Consider the following 21,470-nt stretch of genomic DNA (forward strand, 5'->3'; position numbering starts at 1 on the left):
TTAATAATTATACACAATTGTGAAGAAATATTCAACTAAAATGCAAACATAGAAGTTTTTGTATATCTTTGTTTGGTAGTATTAACATGTATAATATTTATGGCAAACATCTCAATAAGGTATCAGATAGCACAAAAAGTAAGGAACTGGAGGTTAAAGCGAGGATATACTCAAAAAGATTTAGCAAAAAAAATCGGAACAACATATCAGGTAATACTGCAATATGAAAAAGGAACACGCAGAATTTCAATTAAGAAATTATATGAGTTAGCAGAAGCATTATCAACAACTGCTAGAGACCTAGCTTGCGGACAAGAAGTATCAAATGAGAAAGGGTATGAGGGAGAGGAGGTACTAAATCTAGTAAGAAGACATAAAGAGATTAAGGATCAAGAATTACGTGAAACGTTTTATTTATTAACTAAATTCATCCGTATTAGTGAGGAAGAAAGTGGAAAGGCAGTAAAAGTAGAGGTGGCAAAGGGTTTAGTTAAGGAAGGAGTTTCTATCTCTCAAACGACCAGTTTATCTATTGATGAATATGATGAGAAAAAAATTTCTATTCCGTATAAAGTAGGTCAAAGAATAAAAGAATGGAGGTTGAGAAGAGGATACACTCAAGAAGATTTAGCAAGTAAAGTAGGCATAATAAATCAAAGAATATATGAATATGAACAAGGACGAGCTGCTGTTTCACTTGAAATGTTAGATGAAATAGCAAAGGTACTATTAATTAATATTACAGGTCTGCTTCCAGAAACAAGAGAAAATGAGAATAGTGAAGTGGAACTATCAAGGTTAATAGAAGAATACAAAAAGATTAAAAGCCAAGAGCTACGTAATGTACTAATAAAATCTCTGTTTGAAAGCATACAAGTTTGCAAAGAGAAAGTGAAGAGAGTAGAAAAGATGAGAATTGCAAAGAATTTAGTTAAGGAAGGAATTTCTATCAATATTATTTTAAAAACAGTGGGCATCTCTTTAGACGAAATTCAACAAATTTAAAATAAAAAATCAGTATATATTAATATCTTTACCTATTCGTGAAAAAATAAGTAAAAAAGATTGAGAAATTGATTTGACTTCACTCAAAAGCTATGGCTTTATGCCAATGCTGACAAAAAAAACAGCAGTAAATATATAAAAACATTTTGTTATTAGTGAAGGGTAATTTTTATGAATAATAAGAAAGATCGTAGAGAAGAAATAGAGTTCAGAGCATTAGAAAGCAACGGTAAAGCTCTACTTGATCGTGAAGTAATAGAAACGTTTCTAAGTGCAGTGCATGACAGGGAAGAAGCTCGAGTTATTGCTAGAAAGCTAATAGATAATTTTGGAATAGGAGGAGTTTTAGGCCAGGAAATAGATGACTTGAAAACTATAGAAGGGATAACTGACTCTACAGTAGCAGTAATTTTATGCCTAAAGGAAGCTTCAAAGAGAGTACCAAGAGAAGAGTTAAAGAAAGGACCTGTAATGGATAACTTGGAAACCATCGTAAAATATTTAAGGGTGAGTATTGGTTATTCAGAAGAGGAAAAGATGAAAATAATATATTTTGATCAAAAGTGCCGTTTAAAGGGGGAAGAAGTGTTTACTGGTACAGTGGATAAGGTACCTTTTTACATAAGAGAAGTAACAAGAAAAGCATTAATAAGAAAAGCGACGTCAATAATAATATCGCATAACCACCCAGAAGGAAGGTTAAAGCCATCTGATGAGGATGAAGCTGTAACTAAAGACTTGGCTAAAGCTTGTCAGACTATAGGGATTAGGTTGCTGGATCACATTATCATCACAAGTGTTGGGTATTTTAGCTTTAAAGAGCAAGGACTGTTATAAAGCAGATGTTTGAAGATTTTCATGAGTTGTTTAACTACTTGAATGAAGAAAGTATTTGTAATCACATTAATTATTGCTTATAATTAATGAGAAAATATATATTGAATTAATAATAAAGTAATAAAGTCGGTTATAGACTTAGTAAAGTATATTTAATAGCGGAGGCTAATATGAGTAATAAAATAATTGTACCTTTTGATGATCAAGAAGGAGGTACTTACGAGTTAAACATTGATCTTGATAGATTATCAAAAGGTGAGGTGTTAAATGCTATTGTAGGAATAGGTCGTACTAAGGAGCAATCCACCTTTGTAAGCAAAATTAATAAGGCTAAAAAGCCTGAGGAAATAGCACCCTTCCCTGGTAGAGAAGTTCGCGAAAACAAAATCAACTATGGGAAAGGATTTGACTATGTTTATGGCACAAAACCTGTAAGTGATCAAGAAGATAAAAATCCATTTGCTTCAGCTTTGAAAAAAATAAAGCCGAGTGCAGAAACTTTGAGCTGGTTAAAAAGTGAAGTGGTAGAGGCAAAGAATGTAAATGAATTGCACAAAGTTATAGACAAAGTACTAGCCTCAGGAGCAAGAATAAATGCATGTGATGACGGAGAATGGAGTTTTGCAGAGTATGTAGTATTAGGTACACATTTTCATAAATTTGATAAGGTTGATCGTAAAAAGCTAATACGTAAATTAATGCTAAGCGGTGCAGAGTTTCATGATACTCTACTACAGAATAAACTGATAGATGAAATCTATGATGAGCTACAACCAGAAGTTCAGCCACAGATAGATAAGCAACTAGAAGAACTAGAAAAAGCTGGCGAAAGTGCTGTTCAAGAAGGACCCTTAATAGATCTCGAGATAGACAATACAACATCATATATAGAATTTTCTGATAATAGCAAGGTAGAGGTAGCCAAAATACTGGAAGCAAACAGAAAGTTAGGAAGTAATATTTTAAAAATTGGTAATGATGCAGTTGAGGTTAAAAGCGAGAAGGGAGGTATAAGAAACTATATCGATATGTCAGATGAAAGCTCTATTATATTAGAATTTTCTACAAGCATTGGTCAGCTAAATATTATATTGTACCACGATGTAAAAAAATATGATCAAGTACAAGTGAGAGTAGAAAACAAAGAAATGTGGGCTGAGTTACAAAAAAGAGGCGAAGAAATAGGAAAAAACTGCCTTTTTGGAGGAGTGAAACTTCAAGAAGCAGTAGAGAAAGGTAATTTCACTAGATGTGGCATATGGAATGAAAAGTATGCTATAAAAGAGATTAGCAATGATGAAGTATTGTCTTCATGGGTAAATAGGGTATGTGGAGGTAGTAAAGAAACCTTTAGGGAACTTTAATTCATTTATTTTAAGGTTCCAGAGTTTACTGGAGCCTTTGAGCTATAGTAGAAAATATTATATATATGGTTTTTTGCGTGGAAAAAAGTCTAGACTGTGAAGTAGGGCAAAAAGTGAAAAGTTGGAGGTTAGAGAGAGGGTATACTCAGAAGGGTTTAGCAGAGAAAATTGGTGTAAAGTACTGGGTAATACTGCAATATGAGAAAGGGAACCGTAAAATTCCAATTAAGAAGTTATATGCTATAGCAGAAGCATTATCAGTAAATGTTAAAGGTCTAGTTTGTGGAGAGACGCTACCAAATGAAAAAAGATATTTTGAAGATAAAGAAATATTAAATTTAGTAAAGGGGTATAAGGATAAAGAATTAAGCGAGGTATTTTATTTATTAACCAAATTTATTCGTTTGAGTGAGGAAAGAAGCAGAAAAGCGGTAAAAATGGAAGTAGCAAGGGGTTTGATGAAAGTAGGAGTTTCTGCTCATGTTATCTCTCGAACAACTAACTTATCTATTGGTGAGTATGAGGAGAACAAAATTCCCATTCCATACAAAGTAGGGCAAAGGATAAAAGAGTGGAGATTGATACGAGGATATACTCAAAAAGATTTAGCGAATAAAGTTGGCATAACAAATCAAGGAATATACGAATATGAACAAGGGCGAGCTGCTGTCTCACTTGAAATGTTAGATGAAATAGCAAAGGTATTATCAATCAGTATCATAGATCTACTTCCCGAATCAGATGAGGATAGTGAAGCGGAAGAAAAGCTATCAAACTTGATAGAAGAATACAAAAAGATTGAGAGTCGGGAATTACGCGATATGCTAATCAAGTCTTTATTTGAAGGTATACATGTTTATAGAGAAAAGGTCAGAAAGGAAAAGAAGATTGAAGTTGCAAGGAATTTAGTGAAAGAAGGAATTTCTGTTGATATTATCTTGCAAACGACAGGCTTATCAAATTATATGATTAAGAAATTTTTGTGATTTCATAAAAACTTAGCCAATAGTGGATTTTTTTGTGATAGAACATATGTTTGCTTCTGTAGGAAAAACAGCTTTTAGAGGATTTATCTATGATAATTCAGAGCATATTGAGCTACGAGCTGGGGAAAAAAATAGAAGGTTGTAGGATAGTACAAGGGTATACTCAGGCAAAATTAGCAAGCAAAATTGGTTTAACATATAAGGAAATACATAACTTTGAACTAGGGTGCAAGGCTATTACAATCAAAGAATCGTATATAATAGCAGGAGCATTGTCAGTTAATGTTATAGATCTACTTCCAGAACCAACAGTACTAAGAGAAAACAGTTGGTATGAAGATGAGGATAAAGAAATAGTCTATCTAACAAAAATACATAGAGAAATTAAGGATCAGGAATTACGCAAGAAGCTGTATCCATTAGTAAGGTTTGTATATATTAGCGAGAAAATTAGCCAAGAAGAAGCGAAAATAGAAGTAGCAAAGAATCTAGTGAAAGAAGGAGTTTCAGTTGATATTATTTCCCAAGTGACTCGCTTATCTACTTATGAGTATGATGATATAGAGAAAGAAATTTGCACTGATTCTATACTCTACAAAGTGGGGAAAGGGATAAAAGAGGAGAGATTAATACGGGAATACACTCAGGAGGACTTGGCAAATAAAATCGGTTCAACACCTAAAGAAATACACGACTATGAACGAGGATATACAGATATTCCAATTGAAATATTATATAAGATAGCAAAGACATTATCAGTTAACATTAAAGCTCTTGGACTAACAGAATATGAAAATGAGCCAGTTTTTGGGTTTATAGGTAAATGCGAAAAAATTGAGGATCAAGAATTACTGGATACGGTAGCCAGATCTTTATCTGAAGGAATGCAAACTGGTAAAGAAAAGGTTAAAAAAGCAGAGAAAATCAAGATTGCAAAAGATCTAGTTAAGGAAGGTGTTGCTATTGATATTATTGTGCGAGCAAGTGGCCTAACTGCTGGTGAGTTGGGTGATTGTGAAAATTGAATTGTGTTAAACAATATATTAAGATATAAGTAAAGATAGTTATATATTTAATATTTCTATACAGAATTTTTCTATCACTTTCTGATTGTCCTCTATCATTGCATTTGCCTCTTGCTGAAGAGATCTGATATTTTTTGATGTAATATTATCCATGTCAGGTGATGCTATTTTCAATTGCGATTGTATTCTTACGTATCTATTGCCTATTACTTGATTCATCTGATAATTTACGCAGTCCAATCCAGAGGCAAACATCACATTCAGTAGTGGCTTGATCCACCCTATTTTGCCAAATTTCCTTGAGTTAGCATACTTTATACTTCTATCTGTTCTTCCAGTACCTATCGATAACAGTACAATATCATCATTTGGAAATAACCTCTTACCACTTGCATATGCACAAGCCGCTGGATTATTGGCAAATATCCCTCCATCCACTAATACTCTGTCTATCTGATCAATTTTTAGATGTTTTGGTATGAAATAAGTGGGTGCAGCCGTTGCAGCTCTGAGTGCATCTTTCAGCTTAATATTACCTTCTTTCCAGCTTTTGAAGAAAAATGGGCAATTATTGTGAATATCGTAACTTGCAATCAGTACATTATTTAAGGTGCTTTGTAAAGTATCATCACCAAAATATTTATCCAGTACAAATTCAATATTTTTATGTGGGTATTGTGCACAGTTAAACCAAGATAATATTGATCGCCTGAAGAATGAAGATTTAAAAATATATGACCCGTATTCTTGGTAAAATTCAACTAAATCATTGGCAGAGTATTGAAGTTTATTGCTTTTACAAAGTCCAGCAACAATAATCCCACCGGTTGAGGTGCCTGCCATTAAATCAAAAATCTGGGAAATTGGCTTTTTTGTCCTAGATTCAATTTCTGCTAGAATAATGGCAGGTATTATCCCTCTAATGCCACCTCCATCTACAGATAAAATGTACTTTGTCACTGTAAAATTTATTTGTGTTTGTGAATAGCTTCAAGTTCGTTGACTTCTTCAGTGAGGTTTTTCACTCTCTCTTCAAGTCGATAGACTATTTCGATTAGTCCTTGGTTTTTTTCTATAAATTTATCATGGATGTGTACACGTAAGTCAAGTTTTGCCAACCACCATATGAATCCTACAGTCTGTAGAACTATTGTTATTATTACCGCTATTGGGATTTTTTGCTTTTTCATGTGAAAATATTAACTTGTTATGGATAGTTTTGGAAATTTATATGCAGATTATAGAAAACTTACAGCTTTAGTGATTACTTTTTGTTGATTCGTATCGGTCCTCTGCTTCTGCAAGTAGCTTAATGATTTCTCTGTAAGGTTTATCTTTGTTGTGCCTTGATGCCATTACAGCTATTCTTCTAGGGCTTTTTCCATTGCTATCCTTTATATTAGGATTCGCTCCTTTTTCTAATAGAAACTCAACGATTTCTAAATAGCCTTGATCTGCAGCAGAATGTAGCGCTGTCCATTTGAATTTATTAGTAGCATTAATATCAATACCATCTTCTACTAAAAACCTTACGATTTCTAAACATCCTTCTCCTGCAACATAACGTAATGATTTTTCACCAATACCTATATTATCTTTTATCAAGGATTTCACAGTTTCCAAGTCACAGTTCTTAGCTGCGATTTCTAATGTGGCACTATAACTCTCATCTCCTTTTTTAAAAAAGGAAAAATATATAACCACAATACACACCGTTAGCACTATAAGAAAAATTAATCCATCAAATTCTCCTTGGCGTATAATTGAATTTTTATGAAAAAGCCTTCTTACATTTCTGTTCATGTAGTACTGCAATAATTATACCCATCTAGAATTAAATGACTATTTGCTTAAGTTTCACTTAAACAGCTTTGCTCACTGCTGCCTCTACTATAGTTTGATATCCTCTATTATTCAGAATATGTTCTGCCCTGCTGATTACCCATTCACCTTCAATTTCCTGACAAAATCCCGAAAGGCTGATCTTAGCTTCTGCAAATAATTCTGGATTACCAGGAACAGTTACATTTAAATTTGATGTACTACGTTTAGTTGTTTTAACTTGGCTGCTGCTGCACTAATTGCTGATTCTGCGGTAGAGTAAAGCGTTTGCAGGGTATAACTTGGACCCTCATTTCCCACTTTCTCTTCTATAGTTTCTCCCTTTTCATAACTGTGCCATTTTGCAATAACAGATCCATATTTGTTACGCACATTAAAATTTACCTCCCAATTTATAATATCTTTAGGTGTCAATACTGTTGTACCTAACATCTTTCCAGTCGCTGATCTCGCTTCTCCCTTCGGAATAAAAATTATATATCCTCCTGCTGGTTTTACTAGTGCATCATATTTTTTGCCTAATCCTTCCAAAAAACTCATGTCGCTTTCATCTGCTTGAATGGTATGTGGTATAAATATATTTTCAAATCTTTCAGCGACTTTACCTTCATACCCATGTTCTTGTGCTATTTCTTTAATCAAATCTCCCAAGGTAATGTCTTTCCATTCCTTTGATTTTCTTTCCTTTAATGATCCTCTTAAACTTGCAGCGTCACATTTTATTCTTAAAGTTTGTGGTGGACTTTGTATTGTAATTTGATTTGCCTTATATACCCCCATAGGTAATAAACCTGTTTCTTTATATCCTAGAAAAACCTGTAAATTACCCTTAAGTTCTAAAGCGCTAGAGCTATAATTAATACATATCTCAGCTTCGTCACTTGTAGTACCTGATCCATCAGTGACACGTAGTAATATTAAACTCTTTTTTAAAACCTCTGTTACTGGGTTATTTTTTGCTACTATATCAAAGTCTGGTGTCATTCATCTAAAATGTTTATAACAGATCCTTTCGGTATTTTTTGAATTTTAGGAAGCTTAATTCTTAATCCAGCGGGCAAAAAACTTCCATGTTCTGCAAGGCCTGGATTTTCAAGCAATACTTCCTCCACTGCTCCACTACTGTATCCATAATGTTTCCAGCAAATTTCATCTAACATTTCGTTTTCTTTAGTGTAATAATAAATCACTTGCTGTAACTTTTTAACTTCAAAATAAACTCAACTTTTCTTGGTTTTCCATCAGGAAAAAATAATATCTGTTTTTCTTCTACATTAGTAATGACAAAATTTCCAAGCACATTTCCTGAATTATCAACCAGAACTTGAGTATCGCATATATTTTTTAGCTGCTCTAAGCCATTACTCTGATAACGTGGATAAATTACTCCTGTCAGATCAATACATTCAATTCCTGAGCCAATGTTTTGTAGCAACGTTTTTTCAATACATTCAATTGTATACCACCTTTTTTCTTTACTGTATCTTAGGCTTGTTGGTTCAATCTTACATTTCCCAAGCAACATCAATGTAACTCTTCAACTATATCAAAAGTGCCCCACGTGCTTGTTCTCTAAATCGTTCTATTACTGCATCAGCAACGCTGCGGACATCTTCAGACTTAATGTTGATATTAAACGTTTGATAGAATGCTTGATTATATACTTTAGATTCCCTATTTTCATATCTACTTTTCTTGAATGCTTTCTCAACTTCTTCTTGTTCTATAGCTCTTTTTTCTTCTATAACACCTTTAACTTTAAAACTCTCAAAATTGCCTTTACTATTTTCTGAAAATTGTTTAATAGCGCTATTACTTGTCAATGGGTTTCCGTTACTGAAAATGCTATTTTTAGAAAGCCTATTAACAACATTTCCATTATTTTCAAATTTTCTAATCGGACTATTCTCAGCAAATATGCTACTAACTTTATTTCCTATCCATGAAAAAGTTTCTCCTATGGGTTTAATGAGTGATTTCCAAAAGTTAGAGAAAAAGTCTTTTACCTTTTGCCAGTTAGTGATAACAAGAGCTGCGCCAGAAACAAGACTCGCTATTAAAAGTCCAATTGGGTTAGTCATTACAGCTAGTGTTATTGCTCTTAGCCCTGTTATTACTGCAGGAAAAACTATACTTGATAAAGATGAAAATGTTGTCAGTATTGTTGCTTTAAGACCAAAAATTGTACTTCCTAATAAAGTAATTCCATAGCCTACTCCCACTACTAAGACTTTCAAACTTATCAAAGCTGCTAAAGTACTCATGATTGCCGTAGTTAAAGTTGGATATTTTTCTGCAAAAGAAGCTATACGCTCTGTTATTGCTTTCAAACTTCCAGCTACATAATTTAAAGTAGGCAACATTACTGACCCTAGATTCATGCCAGCTTCAAATACTGCATTTTTAAGTAATTGTAATTTATTAGCTGTAGTATTTGCCCGATTGTTAAATTCGTCCTGCATTGAAGCGTTATATTTTTCTTTATCAGCTAAATGTTCAATAGCTTTCTTGTAAATGTCTAAGCTTCCTACTAAAAGAGCAATGTCATCTTGAAACCCAGCACCAAATAGATTCATAAGAATACCGGCACGCTCTTGGTCATCTATTTTTTTTAAAGTTTCAAGAAATTGCAGTATTGCCTCTTGAGGATTTTTTTTAATAGTTTGTTCGAGCTCTTCTATACTTGTTCCCATCTCATCTAATGCATCGTGAAATTCAGGACTTTGCTCCCTTGCGGTCTGTAGTTTACTAAGAAAGTTATTTATAGCAGTTGCTGCTTTTTCAGGTTGTTTACCTAAACTTATGAACGCACTTGCTAAGCTACTTGCTTGATCAACTTCTAAACCAAACTGTTTAGCATTACCGCCAATTCTATTCAGTGCAAGAACCATTTCCTTTGCTTTAGCAGCGGTATTATCTGAAAGATGGTTTATTATGTTACCTACATTTTCCATACCATCAACTTTAATTCCATAGACGTTGGATATTTTCGCAATAGCATTACCAGCTTCCTCTGCCGACATATCAAACGCTGTGGTCATTTTAGCAACTACTGTTGTAAACTTCATAAGATCATCTTTGTCAATACCAAGTTGACCACCACTTGCGGCTATTTGTGCTAATTCTGCAGCTGACAATGGCATCTCCCGAGATAATTTCTTTAACTCTTTAGCGAACTTTGATGCTTCATCTTTAGTGTCATTTTGTACAAATTTTACTACCTTTTTAACGTCAGCCATAGCACTTTCAAAGTCAATCGCAACTTTAACTGGAGCTGCAAGCGTTAGCCCTAGCCCAATAGTCTCTATAATTTGTGACTTAAAATGTGCTTTGCTTGCTAAAAAACTTTGGTGACTACGTATTGCAGATCCAAGCTTACCATACTTGCCTTTCAGCGCTTCAATGGACGAGCCAAGTTTATATTGGTCACTTACTAATGACTTAATATTTCTTCCACTTTTTCTTACTTCTTCATTAAATGAATGTAAAGCATCTCTCTTTTTTAAGTATGCTTCTTTTGCTTTTGTTGCAGAGGTTTTGGCCTTGTCAAACTCTGCTTTTAAAGTTTTGCTTGGTTTCTCTATTGCTTTCATTTGTTTAGCTAAAGATTTTACTTGATCTTCAAAGCCCTTCCACGACCTCCTGCTAGTCAAAACATCACTACCCAACTGCTTAAATTTTGATACTGATTTTAAAGATGAATCAAGCTTTCTTATATTCTCACCAAGACGGGTAAGTTGACTACTGCTTCCCTTTATTACAGTATTAAAACTGCCATCAAGTACCGCACCTATTTTTATCGATAATACTGACATTTGAACTCCCTAGCTAATTTGCTCCATAAAATAAACTCACTAATCTCCATATCAAGAATGTGCTCAACTCCACCACCTATGATAGAGCCAAGCACTAGTATTTCTAATCTCAAGTTTTTTGGATAATCGGTGAAAAAAAAATCCTTTAATACCTCTTGAATTTTCACATAATCAGCAATATCTAACTCTTCAATTGCTTCTTTTGCAACTGATGTCAGGTTGGCAGTCAAAGTTACTTCCTTACTTAGATCACTACCATTAAGTCTCTCAATAGCTAGATAATCTCTAACTTTTGGACGTCTAATGGTAAGTTCTGAGACAGAAATACCATCAACTGTTATTGGATTATCAAGTTTTACTGTTGTCATACTTTCTCCTAAAAAATAAAATTCTAAAATCTTTTTAAAACTAAACCTAAATCCCTAGAATCGTTTGTAACAAGGCCATTTGATCAACACCATTTATCTTTCTTATCATATTTTCAGCATCGATCTCTATTAATTCATTACCACCTATAGTAAGTTTATAATAATGAGCAGCTACAGTGCATTTTAGAGTGGCTTTTTCAGCAGGTTTCCAGTTGCCAAAGTCAAACTCTTTAAAAATGCCTCTTAAATTGATTATTACTGCTTCAATATCATTACCTTGCATTCCTCCACGGAGCGTTAAAGATACTGAGTTTCCATCTATCAAGCCAAAAAGTCTAAATAGTTCTGAATCATACTCAGCAAAAGTAAAGTCTGCTTCAAGTTTCTCCATGCCCATATCAATATTTATTGGAATATCCATACCACCAGCACGATACTCCTCTGTTTTTATGGTAAGCTTCGGCAAGGTTATTTCATCTATTTTTCCTGCATAACCACGACCATCAACAAATACGTTAAAATTTCTCAGTATTTTGGGTAACACTTCGCTTTCTCCTAACTTATTACACTATTATTTACAAGATGGGATCTGAATATTATTTGCTCAGCTGGATATGGCGGTGTAAACTCAAAATCAAAAGACACTTTTCCGCTTGCAATATTTGCCGGTGTATTGAGTTCGGGAGTTGCATAACATTTTCCACTGATAATTGCTCCTTGCGCTTTTAAACTTGCAAGGTAAGAATTCACCCCCTCAATCACATCATCTATATAAGTTTTGGTGATATTGCGATCAACTGCCCATAAATGAGCCCTAAGTAAACTATCGTTAATTAAATCTGCAGTTCTTCTCACTGATAAAAAAGCCCATTTTGAGTCATTTGAACATGTTCTATTGCCCCAAAGCCTATAGCCATTTTGATGAATTATCGTTGTTACTTCATTTTCATTTAAGTGGTTTGCTCTGCAATTTGCATAACCTAAGCTAAAATCAATAGGCCTGCTTGTGCCAACAATACCATTTATCTCTTTATTTGAAGGTGAATGCCAGAAGCCTTGTTCGCTGTCTATTTTAGCTATTAAACCAGCTACAAATGGACTCGATGGCAAGATTTTTTCTTTTCCTTCAATAAATACCTTAACCCAAGGGTCAGCTATGTAAACTCTTGAGCTGCCTACACTTTTTCTCCATTTTATTGCTTCTTCATCATTAGTATTTGGTCCGTCTGCAACAATAATTGCTCTTAATTTTTCTGCTATGGAAATTAAAGCACTCACTACTGAATTTACTCCATCTATTTCAGGTAACTGATGAGTAAACTGAGGTGCAATTAATATTCTTGGAGCAACATGAACTATACTTTCACTACTGAGGAATGCCTCTATCCCTTGATATTCTCCAGTCTCTTTATCAACTCCACCGATTATACTTTGAATAGTTTCACTTTCTTTGAGCTTTGGATCGCTGTTTCACTTTCTTTAACTCGAATAACTACTACTGTTGCACCAATCTGGGAAAATATTCCATTTATTGCAGAAGGTAAACTGCCACTCTTTCCGAGCTTTGCTGCTTCCTTTAAGCTTCCTGCAACTAACACTGGTTTATTTAGCGGAAATTTTTGCTCATCTGCTTCAGGTGCAGTACCAATTACACCTATCACTGATGATTTAGCTGTACGTACTGTCTTTGCTCCTGAGGTTACCTCAATAACATTTACGCCATGTAAAAATTCTTCAGCCATTTCTTTGTATTTTTTTCCTGAAATCATCTAGCAAAGTCTGTAGCTCATTTTCACTTTTGGCTTCTTCAATCTTTCTTTTGGCTAAATCTTCAAGCTCTTCACATTTAATTATTGCTTTTACTGCTTTTTTCACTTTTTCCTCAATTATTCTTGCCATTTCAATAACCGTAATACCACGGACTTTTGCTAAAGGTTCTATAATTTCTTTATCCTTTTCATCCTGGTCTGCTAGAATGCTTTTTGCGGCTTCCGCTTGAATCTCATAAGATTTAGCTTTTTGGTGAGAATGACCTGCATATTGGTGAGTATGATTATCATAATAGAAACGCATACTATCAAATGCACAAAGCTTCGCATTATCCAGTAACTCCTTTTGTATATCTTCTTTAGTACGCTGAGCAATTTTTCCTCCTTCTGTTAAACAATAGCTTTTTTGCCAATCAAAATCTTCTGGTGCTTCATACCAATCATTTTCAGTTGGCTTGCTTTCAAGTGTTGTTGTTTCTACTTGTTTATCATTTTCAAATCTAATGTAGATAGACATTGTTTGTTACCTCCAAATCTCATACGTGTTAGATAATCCTGGACATTGCCAACCCCTGAGCGTCCTTTCCACATCTACCTCAAGCCCTGTGGTGAGAAAATTGCTACGTATGTTATAAATTCCCCACTGAATAAATTGACCATAGGTGTACACATCACCTGAAAACGCACCTTCACTAACTTTTGTTCTGGAATATAGATAAGATGATGTATAAAGTAATGTTGCAACTGTTTTTCCTGCTGGAATCTCCACATTACCAGATCCGGCTAACTTGCTATCAGAACTCGTGTATTGGTAAACATTTTTCCATACTATTTTTGAAATACTTGATTTATTAGAATTAGTGTTATCAGGAGTTCCCACAAATAATCCTGCTCCCCCATACTCCGTACTCGAATACGATGATCCAACAAATTCCATTGTCTTATTTATGTTCACATTGGTTGTATTTTTTACAAATACTACTCCAAGTGCAGCATACGGGTAATAGTATATCTCATCATAACTACCCGAAAAACTTTTTGTGCATAACTCTCCGTAAATAAATGTTCCTTTACTTCCCTCTATAAAACTTAGTTGTCTTGGCCGATAAAAACTAACGTAATCTGTATTGTACGTATGGCTACCTGCTAGTAGTTGTAACATATAGTCAGTTTTTGTTATATCACTACTCCACTTTCCAAGCTCTGTCGTAAAAGTTCCGCGGCCAAAATAATTATTTTTTCTGCCAAGTACACCAAATAAGAAAGGTAATGACCCTGGTTCAACCATGTTGCGATTTCTTATTTCATTTATAAGAGACACTTTTAACTGTTCATCCCGAGTTTTTACCTCATTCAGGATGTTTTCAATTCGAATTTCTATTTCTCCTATAATTGATGAGCCAGATGGTACATTATTAACAGCACGAAAATCTTCTACTAAACCTTTAAGACCATCTTTATGACTGTTACTAATGCTATTTATTGCTGCAATATTGGCATTCTTTCTCGTATCAAGTAGCGATATATGTGAATCTGATGATGCTTTTAAAGTGTTTAAGGAATTATCCCTAAGCTTGTTAATTTCATTGACAGAATCTGTTTTCGCTTCAGTTATTGCAGATATTGAATTTTCCTTATTGCTATTTATGTCACTTAAGTGCGTCCTTGCAGCGCTCAAGAGTTCTTTTAACTTACCATCAGTCATCTGTACAATTTTAGAAACTGCACTTTTGTCGACTATTGATTCCAATGCTTTAGCAAGATATGCCAGCTGATCTGGCGTACTATTTGCTGCTAAATCCTTAAGTCTCTTTTGTAGTGTATCAATTATTTCTTTTACTTTAGTCATTTGCGCAATATCAGAAATAGCTTTTTTACCTATCATCGATTCTAATGATTTAGCAAGGTACGCTAATTGATCAGGTGTGCTATTTGCTGCTAAATCTTTAATTCTTTGATGCAATGCATCTATGGCTTCGTTAGCAATGGTCATTCCAAAAATTCAAAAAAGTCTCAAAATTCAGTCGTTCAAATGCTTTTTTAAGCTTATTGTGCTCATTCTCTCTTTTAGCGATATCTTCATCTATTTTCTTAATTGTAGTACGGATACGAACAACATCTTGAACTGCAATATTTTCTGGATGAGGTAATGGATACTCTCTGCTTGTTTTATCATTTAGCATTTTTTTTATGTTATAATAATCCGCAAGTTTTTTACCTTTGGCCGATAGATAACCGTACCACTCAAAACTAATTTTACTCTAGTCTCACTAGCATTAAAATTTGATAGCACATGAGTTCTCTCTACCCAATTTTCTCCAATTGGTTTTCCTGATGTTAAATTTACTAATTGCCAATCATTGTTGCTTTTTTGCACATATGCTTTAACATCTGCAGTGCCAGGTATTAGTGCATCATAGGTAATTGTTATCTTAGTGTTAGCTCCTGCTGTAATGCTCCTAGTTACATAATCTCCTTTTTCCCCTATATTACCCATAACTAGCTGTAACCCAGGATATAGCACTGGACTTTTCTCTCGCCCTCCTTTTAGGCTTGCCTTTACTGTTAGCTCTCCAGATAATCTTTCACGCAGTGCAAGTGGCAAATTATCAGACAAAAAGTTCTCTTTTCCCTCTTCGTCTGTTAAGATAAATTCTACATTGGTATCAAATGCTACTTTTTCGACGTTCGTCAAAACAATTAAATCTGATACGTTATTTGCAGTAACTTTGCCCAGATCAATAATGTGAGAATTTTCAGTGAACTTTGCAGCTAGTAATCGAAACGTAAGGTCAAAGTTTTGATGTGGAGTCCAGGTACTTGCATTGCTTGATGAAAGTAATACTCCTACTTGATAAGGCTGACTTGTTACCCACCTGCTATTTACTGCATCATATTTGCCAAGTTCTGCTATTTTGACTGCAGTACCCGAATCATCAGTAAGCAGTACTATTGCATACTCCTCTCCTGCATGGCAAAACACTGGTGACCAAGTAATACGTGTTGCTGTGCCATCTATCTTTATATCTTTTGGCTCAATATAACTTTCAGCAATGACAGTCTGCGATGGCATTCCCACTGCTGTTTCTCTAATCTGCACAACAACACGTTTTTTGCCTTTATTTACAAACCATAGCTCCACGCCTCCTATGTGTCTGCTCTCATTTAAAGTAAATGTTTGCGCTAAAGGATCAACTCTTCTTGCTGCGATAACTCTTCTTCTCTCTTCTATGGTAATAGTTTTTTTACCAGTATACGTTGCTTCTCCATAGCTTCCTTTATCTCCATAAAATTGCACTAATTTAGTACCTGCTGGAATATTTGCCGGCACTTTCACCTTTCCTTTTAATTTTCCCTGATTGTTAGCTTCCACTTTTTTTTCCTCTATGCCATAGGTATAATAGAAATGCCATCAAATTTTACTTCTTTAAGTTTTTCATTTGGCTCAAAACCTTCGATCTCAAAATTCTGTACTGCTTCTCTCATAAATTCAGTTTCGTATGAGGTACTTGACAGCAGCTCTGTTGTTTCTTTAACATTAAATACTCTAGTTACTGGACTTTTCCAATTCGTGGTAGCCTCGGTCCAGTGATCAATGTTTTTATTTAGAGTAACTTTTGCGGTTACTTTATCAAAAGCTTGATATGGATTAATTTTTTCACTTTTAGTCTGTAAAAGCTGCTCCAGTACCGGTTCAAGTTCATATGGCAAAAGATATCTTTCCCCACCTTTTTCAATATCTGCAACTTCTACATCTATTGGCAGAACTAGCTCTCTATTTACTATTGCTGCAGACTGCAAAATTCCTTGATCACGCATATCATCGTCGAAGAACGAATCAACAAATACTCCTTTTTTGCTGGTAGGTTCTCTTGAATTTGCATCACTGCGTAGACGTTCCTGTGCAACCAGCGCATAAAGATCATTTATTCCTTTTTTCATTGCTTCAAGCTCATTCATCGGTACTGCATGAATAGCATTATTCACTATTTTCACCCCTTCTTTTTCTCCGTTTTTCCATGTCTGGTGAATATAGCAGAGCAAAAGCTGTCCAGAGGGAGCTTTAGGCATCGATGGTCGCCAAGGGTGAGAAATTCCTTTTATTCTTCTTACCACTCCTTTGCTATCGATAGTAATTAAATCAAAGCGTGGCATTTTCCAGGTGTAATCTATCAAAACCAAGCTATTATCAACTGCTCCCCTTACTTTACATCCCTCTTCATTTATATCTTCAGGGCTTACATGAGTGCGACAGCGATAAGTTATTAGGTAACTACTTCCAGGAGCTGGTTCTTTGCCAGGTAATGACCAATCAACGTTTCCTGCGTTTAACTTATAATCTACACTATTTTCATAAATAACATTGCCTTGTTTAATTTGAATAATCTCAAGTACCGCAGAGTCAGGTATTGGATCAACAGCTCCTGAGTATGAACCATGAGTAACGGTAATGGTTTTTTGAACAGTTATATCTACTTTTTTGATTTCACTTATTGGAAAATCATTAACCTTCAGTTCCATTACCCTTTGGCTATTTGGCTGAAAAGTATGTGGTTCTGATTCAACTGATTTTATATTCGGATCTTCATCAAAAGAAACACGAATACTGTGAGGAAGTTCAATCTCATAACCATCAACATGAGCTTTGCCCTCATTAACCACGAATACTTCTTTTCCACCTTCTTTATGTAGGAACATAACTTCCAAGCCATTTACAACGTAGGAACCATTTGCCTCTTTGTCATAACGAGCAAGAGCAGTAGTTACTATGTTTGCTTGTGGAGGTGGTGAGTGCTGAATGAGAACTCCATTTTCAATGTTATAAATTGGATAAAATTCGCCATTTACAGAAAAAGGGGAAGAAGCACCTTCAGATTGATAACCCCAGATGGTAGAAACTTTAAGTCTTGCTGCTCCTACTTCCTGATAGTTTCTTGTACCAACAGCAGGATCACGAAGATTTTCATCCTCAAGCTCTGTAATAGTAGATTCTAGATAATAAACACCTATACGAACTGTGGTACTCAGTGGAATAATAAATTCTTCTTTTTCGACTTTTCTAACTGCTCCACGAAGATAGATTTTTCCTGATTCAAGTGTAACTTTACCAGTTTCTCTATCTATAATACAATTGCTTCCTGTTATAACATCACCATCACGAAATATTGCATCACCTATGCCTTTAAGCTTAGAGAGAGCATACTCCTGAGTCTCGTTTAGTTCTGCTGACTGTAGACCTCTTCCTGCTAGAAACAAGCTTTTTCGTATTCTTTGTCAGGATTAAAGTGGTTATAATAGCTATTTAAGGTCATCTTTTTTCTCTTTTTCTAAAATGTCACTACAAACGAAAAAGTTTCCCTGGTTGCTGAAGTCCTAATGAGCGGTACTGTATGTTCTAAAACTAATAAGATCCCTGGGTCTTCTATATCTTGTGGTTCAAAATACCTTTGTCCAGGAGGCAATTTTTCTTTTACCCTTGTACCAACCATAACTCCTAGTTCCCTTATCACTTGATTTGCTGCATCCGTGAAATCGAAAGTAAATTTAAGGTACAAATTATTGGTTGGTACATTTGAGGACCTAAACCTCCCTGTTGGAGTCAAAAGCTCTCCATTCTCATCGCCTGTGCAAAAGAGAACCTCATCTGCAGTACGTCTGCCAAGTTCATTCAAGAGCTTTATAGAATTTATAGGTTCAGGTGGTGTGCTTTGAGTATATTCTACAGTAACTGCACTATTTGCCGTGATAGAGCTATTTTCCGTAAGTTTTATTACACCAGTACTGCTATCAACTGTATAGTCTATACTTGGCTGATAAATTATTTGTCCTGTAAAAACCCTTACATCTTTAATAGTGTGGTGATCTAGAGCTATTTCACCCTCAACAAAAACTTTTTCGACCTGATGGCTACTTTCCCAATTTGAGTCACCACTGCCCCAGGCAAGATGTAGAGACTGCTCTTTTATACTTGCTGCTATTGCTGCTCTTCCTGATTGTGTAAGAATTGACACCTGTGATGAGTTTGAAAGGCTTATATAATATATATTCAGGATTTGGAAAATTTTTGTCCAAAAAAAATGAATTTTTGCCTAATTTTTTGTTGCAGTATTATTTAAAAATCGAACTGTATTATTCTCGAAAAAAAACAATAGAATATCAATAGGTTAAAAATTGCATCTGTATTATTTATTTTTGCTCCTGTCCTACAAAGTGCACCTATAAGTTCTCATCCTTAAAGCATTAATTGTTTTAGGGAAAAGTTATGAAACTAAAAACTGCCATAGTTGTTCAAAATATACGGTATCAAGCTAAGAGATTAAAACTTTTTGAATGCTTTGCTCATGAAACTCATGAAGATCTTGAGCAAGAACTTTTCTGTGAAATTTGGACTTATCTTGATAGATATGATGAAAGCAAAGGTAGCTTTAACACTTTTGTAGCAAGATTAACTGAACGTCGTGCCAATAACTTATTGGAGAAACAACTATGTATAAAACGCAATATTAATAACTACATCAATATTGAGAAAACAGAAGCTTTTGAAGATGAAGTAGCAAAACGTACTGATGTAGATTACATGATTTCAACGCTACCAAGAAAGATGCAGAGGATATGCGAACAACTCAAGTACTTTAACTTATATGAAGTTGCTAAGATGAACAACATATCAAGAACTGCTTTAAATACTATGGTAAGAAAAATACGTATAAAACTCTCTTCCATCTACTACAAGGGCAAAAAGAAAAATTGAACATAAATTCTACCTTTCCTGAATATATAACATATACCATTGAGGTGAATAAATGACTTTTAAAATTTTAAACAATAATGAAAGATTGAAAACAACTACAGGCATAAAAGTAGTAATCTTTGGTCCTTACGGTATTGGTAAAACCAGTCTCTTAAAGACTATAAGTGAACCAACACTATGTCTTGACTTTGAAGCAGGTCTGCTTGCTGTTCAAGATTGGCAGGGAGATTCAATTAGTGTTCGTACTTGGAGTCAAGCTCGTGATATTGCTTGCCTAATTGGTGGTCCGAACCCTGCACTAAAATCTGATCAAGCATATAGTCAAAAGCACTATGAACATGTATCTGGTAAGTACAAAGATTTTTTCTCTGAGTTTTCTAAATACCGATGCATCTTTGTGGATAGTATAACCGTTGCTTCACGTTTATGTCTATTATGGGCGAGGATGCAACCTGAAGCTTTTTCAGATAGATCAGGAAGAGAAGATAAAAGAGCTGCTTATGGGTTGCTTGCTCAAGAGATGATGGCATGGCTCAATCAGTTTCAACACATCAGAGATAAAGACATCATCATAGTTGGCACACTAGGTCAATATCTCGATGACTGTAATCGTTCAACATGGCTACCTCAATGTGAAGGGGCTAAAACTGCTAGTGAGATTCCAGGGATAGTTGACGAAGTAATCAGTATGGTTGGAATCAAGAAAGATGATGGCACGGAGAAACGTTCATTTGTCTGTCAGACTATTAATACTTGGGGATACCCTGCTAAAGATCGAAGTGGCTGCCTTGATATGGTTGAAGAACCGCATCTGGGTAAATTACTTGCGAAAATTAAAGCCAAAACTTTTGCGCCTATTGCTTAATTAAAAATTGGAGAATAGTTATTATGGAACAAAGCTTTTTCAATATCGGTCAAAAAATTCCCTTTTTCAGCGTAAAAGAGTATTTAAACGACAAAGCACCGATACCAGAAGATATAATCTCACCAAGGATTTTAACAAAAAGAGGTCTATTGGTACTAGGTGGCCCACCTAAAATTGGCAAAAGCGATTTTCTAATTTCATGGCTTGTCCACATGGCTGCTGGAGTTTCATTTTTGGGTATGACTCCAAACAAACCTATGAAAATTTTCTATCTGCAAACTGAAATTGAATATGAATATATGAAAGAACGTTTGCAACAACTTCAGCTTGATGAGGAACTTCTGAATATAGCTGCCAATAACTTAATCATTACACCAAGAGTACAATTATCTTTCAGCAGTGAAGAAATAGATGAAATTAAAAATGTTATTAAAGAGCGTTTTAAACCTGATATTATTGCAATCGATCCTCTTCGTAACATTTTTAACTCAAGTGAATATGGCAATGAAAATGATAATAGTGCTTGCTGTTCTTTCTGCAAAAGACTCTTGAGAAGCTACGCAGTGCTGTCAATCCAGATTCGGGTATAATACTCACTCACCATACAAAAAAACTATCCAAAAAAATGTTAGAAGAAGATCCATTTCAAGGCCTAAGTGGTGCTGGATCTTTACGTGGATTTTATAGCACTGGCATGGTGATGTTTGCTCATGATGAGGAAAGCACTGTCCGTCAAATAGTATTTGAGTTGCGAAATGGTGAACGTGTGGCAAGCAAGCTTGTCAATAAGATAAATGGTCGTTGGAAACTTGTAGACCAATGGAGTTGATTCTTTTTTTCACT

The 21,470-nt window shown here is 34.8% G+C and carries 21 protein-coding genes and 3 pseudogenes; 8 read left to right on the top strand and 16 right to left on the bottom strand.

The features are described 5' to 3' along the window. Nucleotides 1-99: 99 nt before the first annotated feature. The 5 genes from ABWU64_RS02425 to ABWU64_RS02445 all read left to right on the top strand — a co-directional run bounded on the left by ABWU64_RS02425 (nt 100) and on the right by ABWU64_RS02445 (nt 5,217). Nucleotides 100-1,005, top strand: coding sequence for a helix-turn-helix domain-containing protein (locus ABWU64_RS02425; protein ID WP_353279791.1), 906 nt, complete (start codon nt 100-102; stop codon nt 1,003-1,005). Between the two features lie 171 nt (nt 1,006-1,176). Further along, nucleotides 1,177-1,842, top strand: coding sequence for a RadC family protein (locus tag ABWU64_RS02430; protein WP_353279792.1), 666 nt, complete (start codon nt 1,177-1,179; stop codon nt 1,840-1,842). A gap of 170 nt (nt 1,843-2,012) precedes the next feature. Then, entirely contained in the window at nt 2,013-3,206 is a 1,194-nt protein-coding gene (locus ABWU64_RS02435) for a hypothetical protein (protein WP_353279793.1), read from the top strand. 65 nt (nt 3,207-3,271) lie between these two features. Continuing rightward, nucleotides 3,272-4,192, top strand: coding sequence for a helix-turn-helix domain-containing protein (locus ABWU64_RS02440; protein WP_353279794.1), 921 nt, complete (start codon nt 3,272-3,274; stop codon nt 4,190-4,192). 89 nt (nt 4,193-4,281) lie between these two features. Further along, nucleotides 4,282-5,217, top strand: coding sequence for a helix-turn-helix transcriptional regulator (locus ABWU64_RS02445; RefSeq protein ID WP_353279795.1), 936 nt, complete (start codon nt 4,282-4,284; stop codon nt 5,215-5,217). A gap of 39 nt (nt 5,218-5,256) precedes the next feature. Here ABWU64_RS02445 and ABWU64_RS02450 read toward each other — a convergent pair whose 3' ends face one another. The 16 genes and pseudogenes from ABWU64_RS02450 to ABWU64_RS02525 all read right to left on the bottom strand — a co-directional run bounded on the left by ABWU64_RS02450 (nt 5,257) and on the right by ABWU64_RS02525 (nt 19,022). After that, nucleotides 5,257-6,177, bottom strand: coding sequence for a patatin-like phospholipase family protein (locus ABWU64_RS02450; protein ID WP_353279796.1), 921 nt, complete (start codon nt 6,175-6,177; stop codon nt 5,257-5,259). An 8-nt stretch (nt 6,178-6,185) separates the two neighbouring features. Next, a complete protein-coding gene (locus ABWU64_RS02455) occupies nt 6,186-6,407 on the bottom strand; it encodes a hypothetical protein (protein WP_015589022.1) in 222 nt (73 codons plus the stop codon). Nucleotides 6,408-6,474: 67 nt separating this feature from the next. Next, nucleotides 6,475-7,020, bottom strand: a complete 546-nt coding sequence (locus tag ABWU64_RS02460; RefSeq protein WP_353274651.1) for an ankyrin repeat domain-containing protein — start codon at nt 7,018-7,020, stop codon at nt 6,475-6,477. 225 nt (nt 7,021-7,245) lie between these two features. After that, on the bottom strand, nt 7,246-8,043 hold the full coding sequence (locus ABWU64_RS02465) for a phage late control D family protein (protein WP_353279798.1): 798 nt from the start codon (nt 8,041-8,043) through the stop codon (nt 7,246-7,248). Next, nucleotides 8,040-8,219, bottom strand: a complete 180-nt coding sequence (locus tag ABWU64_RS02470; protein WP_353279799.1) for a tail protein X — start codon at nt 8,217-8,219, stop codon at nt 8,040-8,042. The genes ABWU64_RS02465 and ABWU64_RS02470 overlap by 4 nt, the downstream gene beginning before the upstream one ends. Before the next feature lie 26 nt (nt 8,220-8,245). After that, nucleotides 8,246-8,584: a phage tail protein gene (locus tag ABWU64_RS02475; RefSeq protein WP_353279800.1), complete on the bottom strand. Its 339-nt coding sequence runs from the start codon at nt 8,582-8,584 to the stop codon at nt 8,246-8,248. Nucleotides 8,585-8,600: 16 nt separating this feature from the next. Then, a complete protein-coding gene (locus ABWU64_RS02480) occupies nt 8,601-10,874 on the bottom strand; it encodes a phage tail tape measure protein (RefSeq protein ID WP_353279801.1) in 2,274 nt (757 codons plus the stop codon). Beyond that, nucleotides 10,856-11,242 (bottom strand): phage tail assembly protein, encoded by a 387-nt coding sequence (locus ABWU64_RS02485; RefSeq protein ID WP_353279802.1) that lies wholly within the window; start codon nt 11,240-11,242, stop codon nt 10,856-10,858. Before ABWU64_RS02485 ends, ABWU64_RS02480 begins: the two co-directional genes overlap by 19 nt. 46 nt (nt 11,243-11,288) lie before the next feature. Then, complete coding sequence (locus ABWU64_RS02490; protein WP_010082216.1) at nt 11,289-11,786, bottom strand: phage major tail tube protein; 498 nt, start codon at nt 11,784-11,786, stop codon at nt 11,289-11,291. 11 nt (nt 11,787-11,797) lie between these two features. Then, a pseudogene (locus ABWU64_RS02495) lies at nt 11,798-12,984 on the bottom strand (phage tail sheath subtilisin-like domain-containing protein). Further along, complete coding sequence (locus ABWU64_RS02500; RefSeq protein WP_010962686.1) at nt 12,977-13,528, bottom strand: hypothetical protein; 552 nt, start codon at nt 13,526-13,528, stop codon at nt 12,977-12,979. The pseudogene ABWU64_RS02495 and the gene ABWU64_RS02500 overlap by 8 nt, the downstream one beginning before the upstream one ends. A 6-nt stretch (nt 13,529-13,534) precedes the next feature. Beyond that, nucleotides 13,535-15,004, bottom strand: a complete 1,470-nt coding sequence (locus tag ABWU64_RS02505; RefSeq protein ID WP_353279297.1) for a hypothetical protein — start codon at nt 15,002-15,004, stop codon at nt 13,535-13,537. Next, the gene (locus ABWU64_RS02510; RefSeq protein ID WP_353279295.1) at nt 14,991-15,194 is read right to left on the bottom strand and encodes a hypothetical protein; all 204 of its coding nucleotides are present in this window, start codon (nt 15,192-15,194) and stop codon (nt 14,991-14,993) included. Before ABWU64_RS02510 ends, ABWU64_RS02505 begins: the two co-directional genes overlap by 14 nt. A gap of 5 nt (nt 15,195-15,199) precedes the next feature. Beyond that, a complete protein-coding gene (locus tag ABWU64_RS02515) occupies nt 15,200-16,384 on the bottom strand; it encodes a hypothetical protein (protein ID WP_353279293.1) in 1,185 nt (394 codons plus the stop codon). An 11-nt stretch (nt 16,385-16,395) separates the two neighbouring features. After that, nucleotides 16,396-18,323: pseudogene (locus ABWU64_RS02520) on the bottom strand (DUF4815 domain-containing protein). A gap of 15 nt (nt 18,324-18,338) precedes the next feature. Further along, complete coding sequence (locus tag ABWU64_RS02525) at nt 18,339-19,022, bottom strand: hypothetical protein (RefSeq protein ID WP_108784542.1); 684 nt, start codon at nt 19,020-19,022, stop codon at nt 18,339-18,341. Between the two features lie 251 nt (nt 19,023-19,273). Here ABWU64_RS02525 and ABWU64_RS02530 point away from each other — a divergent pair, with 251 nt between their 5' ends. The 3 genes and pseudogenes from ABWU64_RS02530 (at nt 19,274) to ABWU64_RS02540 (ending at nt 21,456) form a co-directional block, all read left to right on the top strand. Further along, the gene (locus ABWU64_RS02530; protein WP_353279803.1) at nt 19,274-19,762 is read left to right on the top strand and encodes a sigma-70 family RNA polymerase sigma factor; all 489 of its coding nucleotides are present in this window, start codon (nt 19,274-19,276) and stop codon (nt 19,760-19,762) included. 52 nt (nt 19,763-19,814) lie between these two features. Then, nucleotides 19,815-20,627, top strand: coding sequence for an ATP-binding protein (locus ABWU64_RS02535; protein ID WP_353279804.1), 813 nt, complete (start codon nt 19,815-19,817; stop codon nt 20,625-20,627). A gap of 23 nt (nt 20,628-20,650) precedes the next feature. Next, nucleotides 20,651-21,456, top strand: a pseudogene (locus ABWU64_RS02540) (AAA family ATPase). Nucleotides 21,457-21,470 lie beyond the last annotated feature (14 nt).

The organism is Wolbachia endosymbiont (group B) of Xanthorhoe designata (genome assembly GCF_964028585.1).
Taxonomy (GTDB): domain Bacteria; phylum Pseudomonadota; class Alphaproteobacteria; order Rickettsiales; family Anaplasmataceae; genus Wolbachia.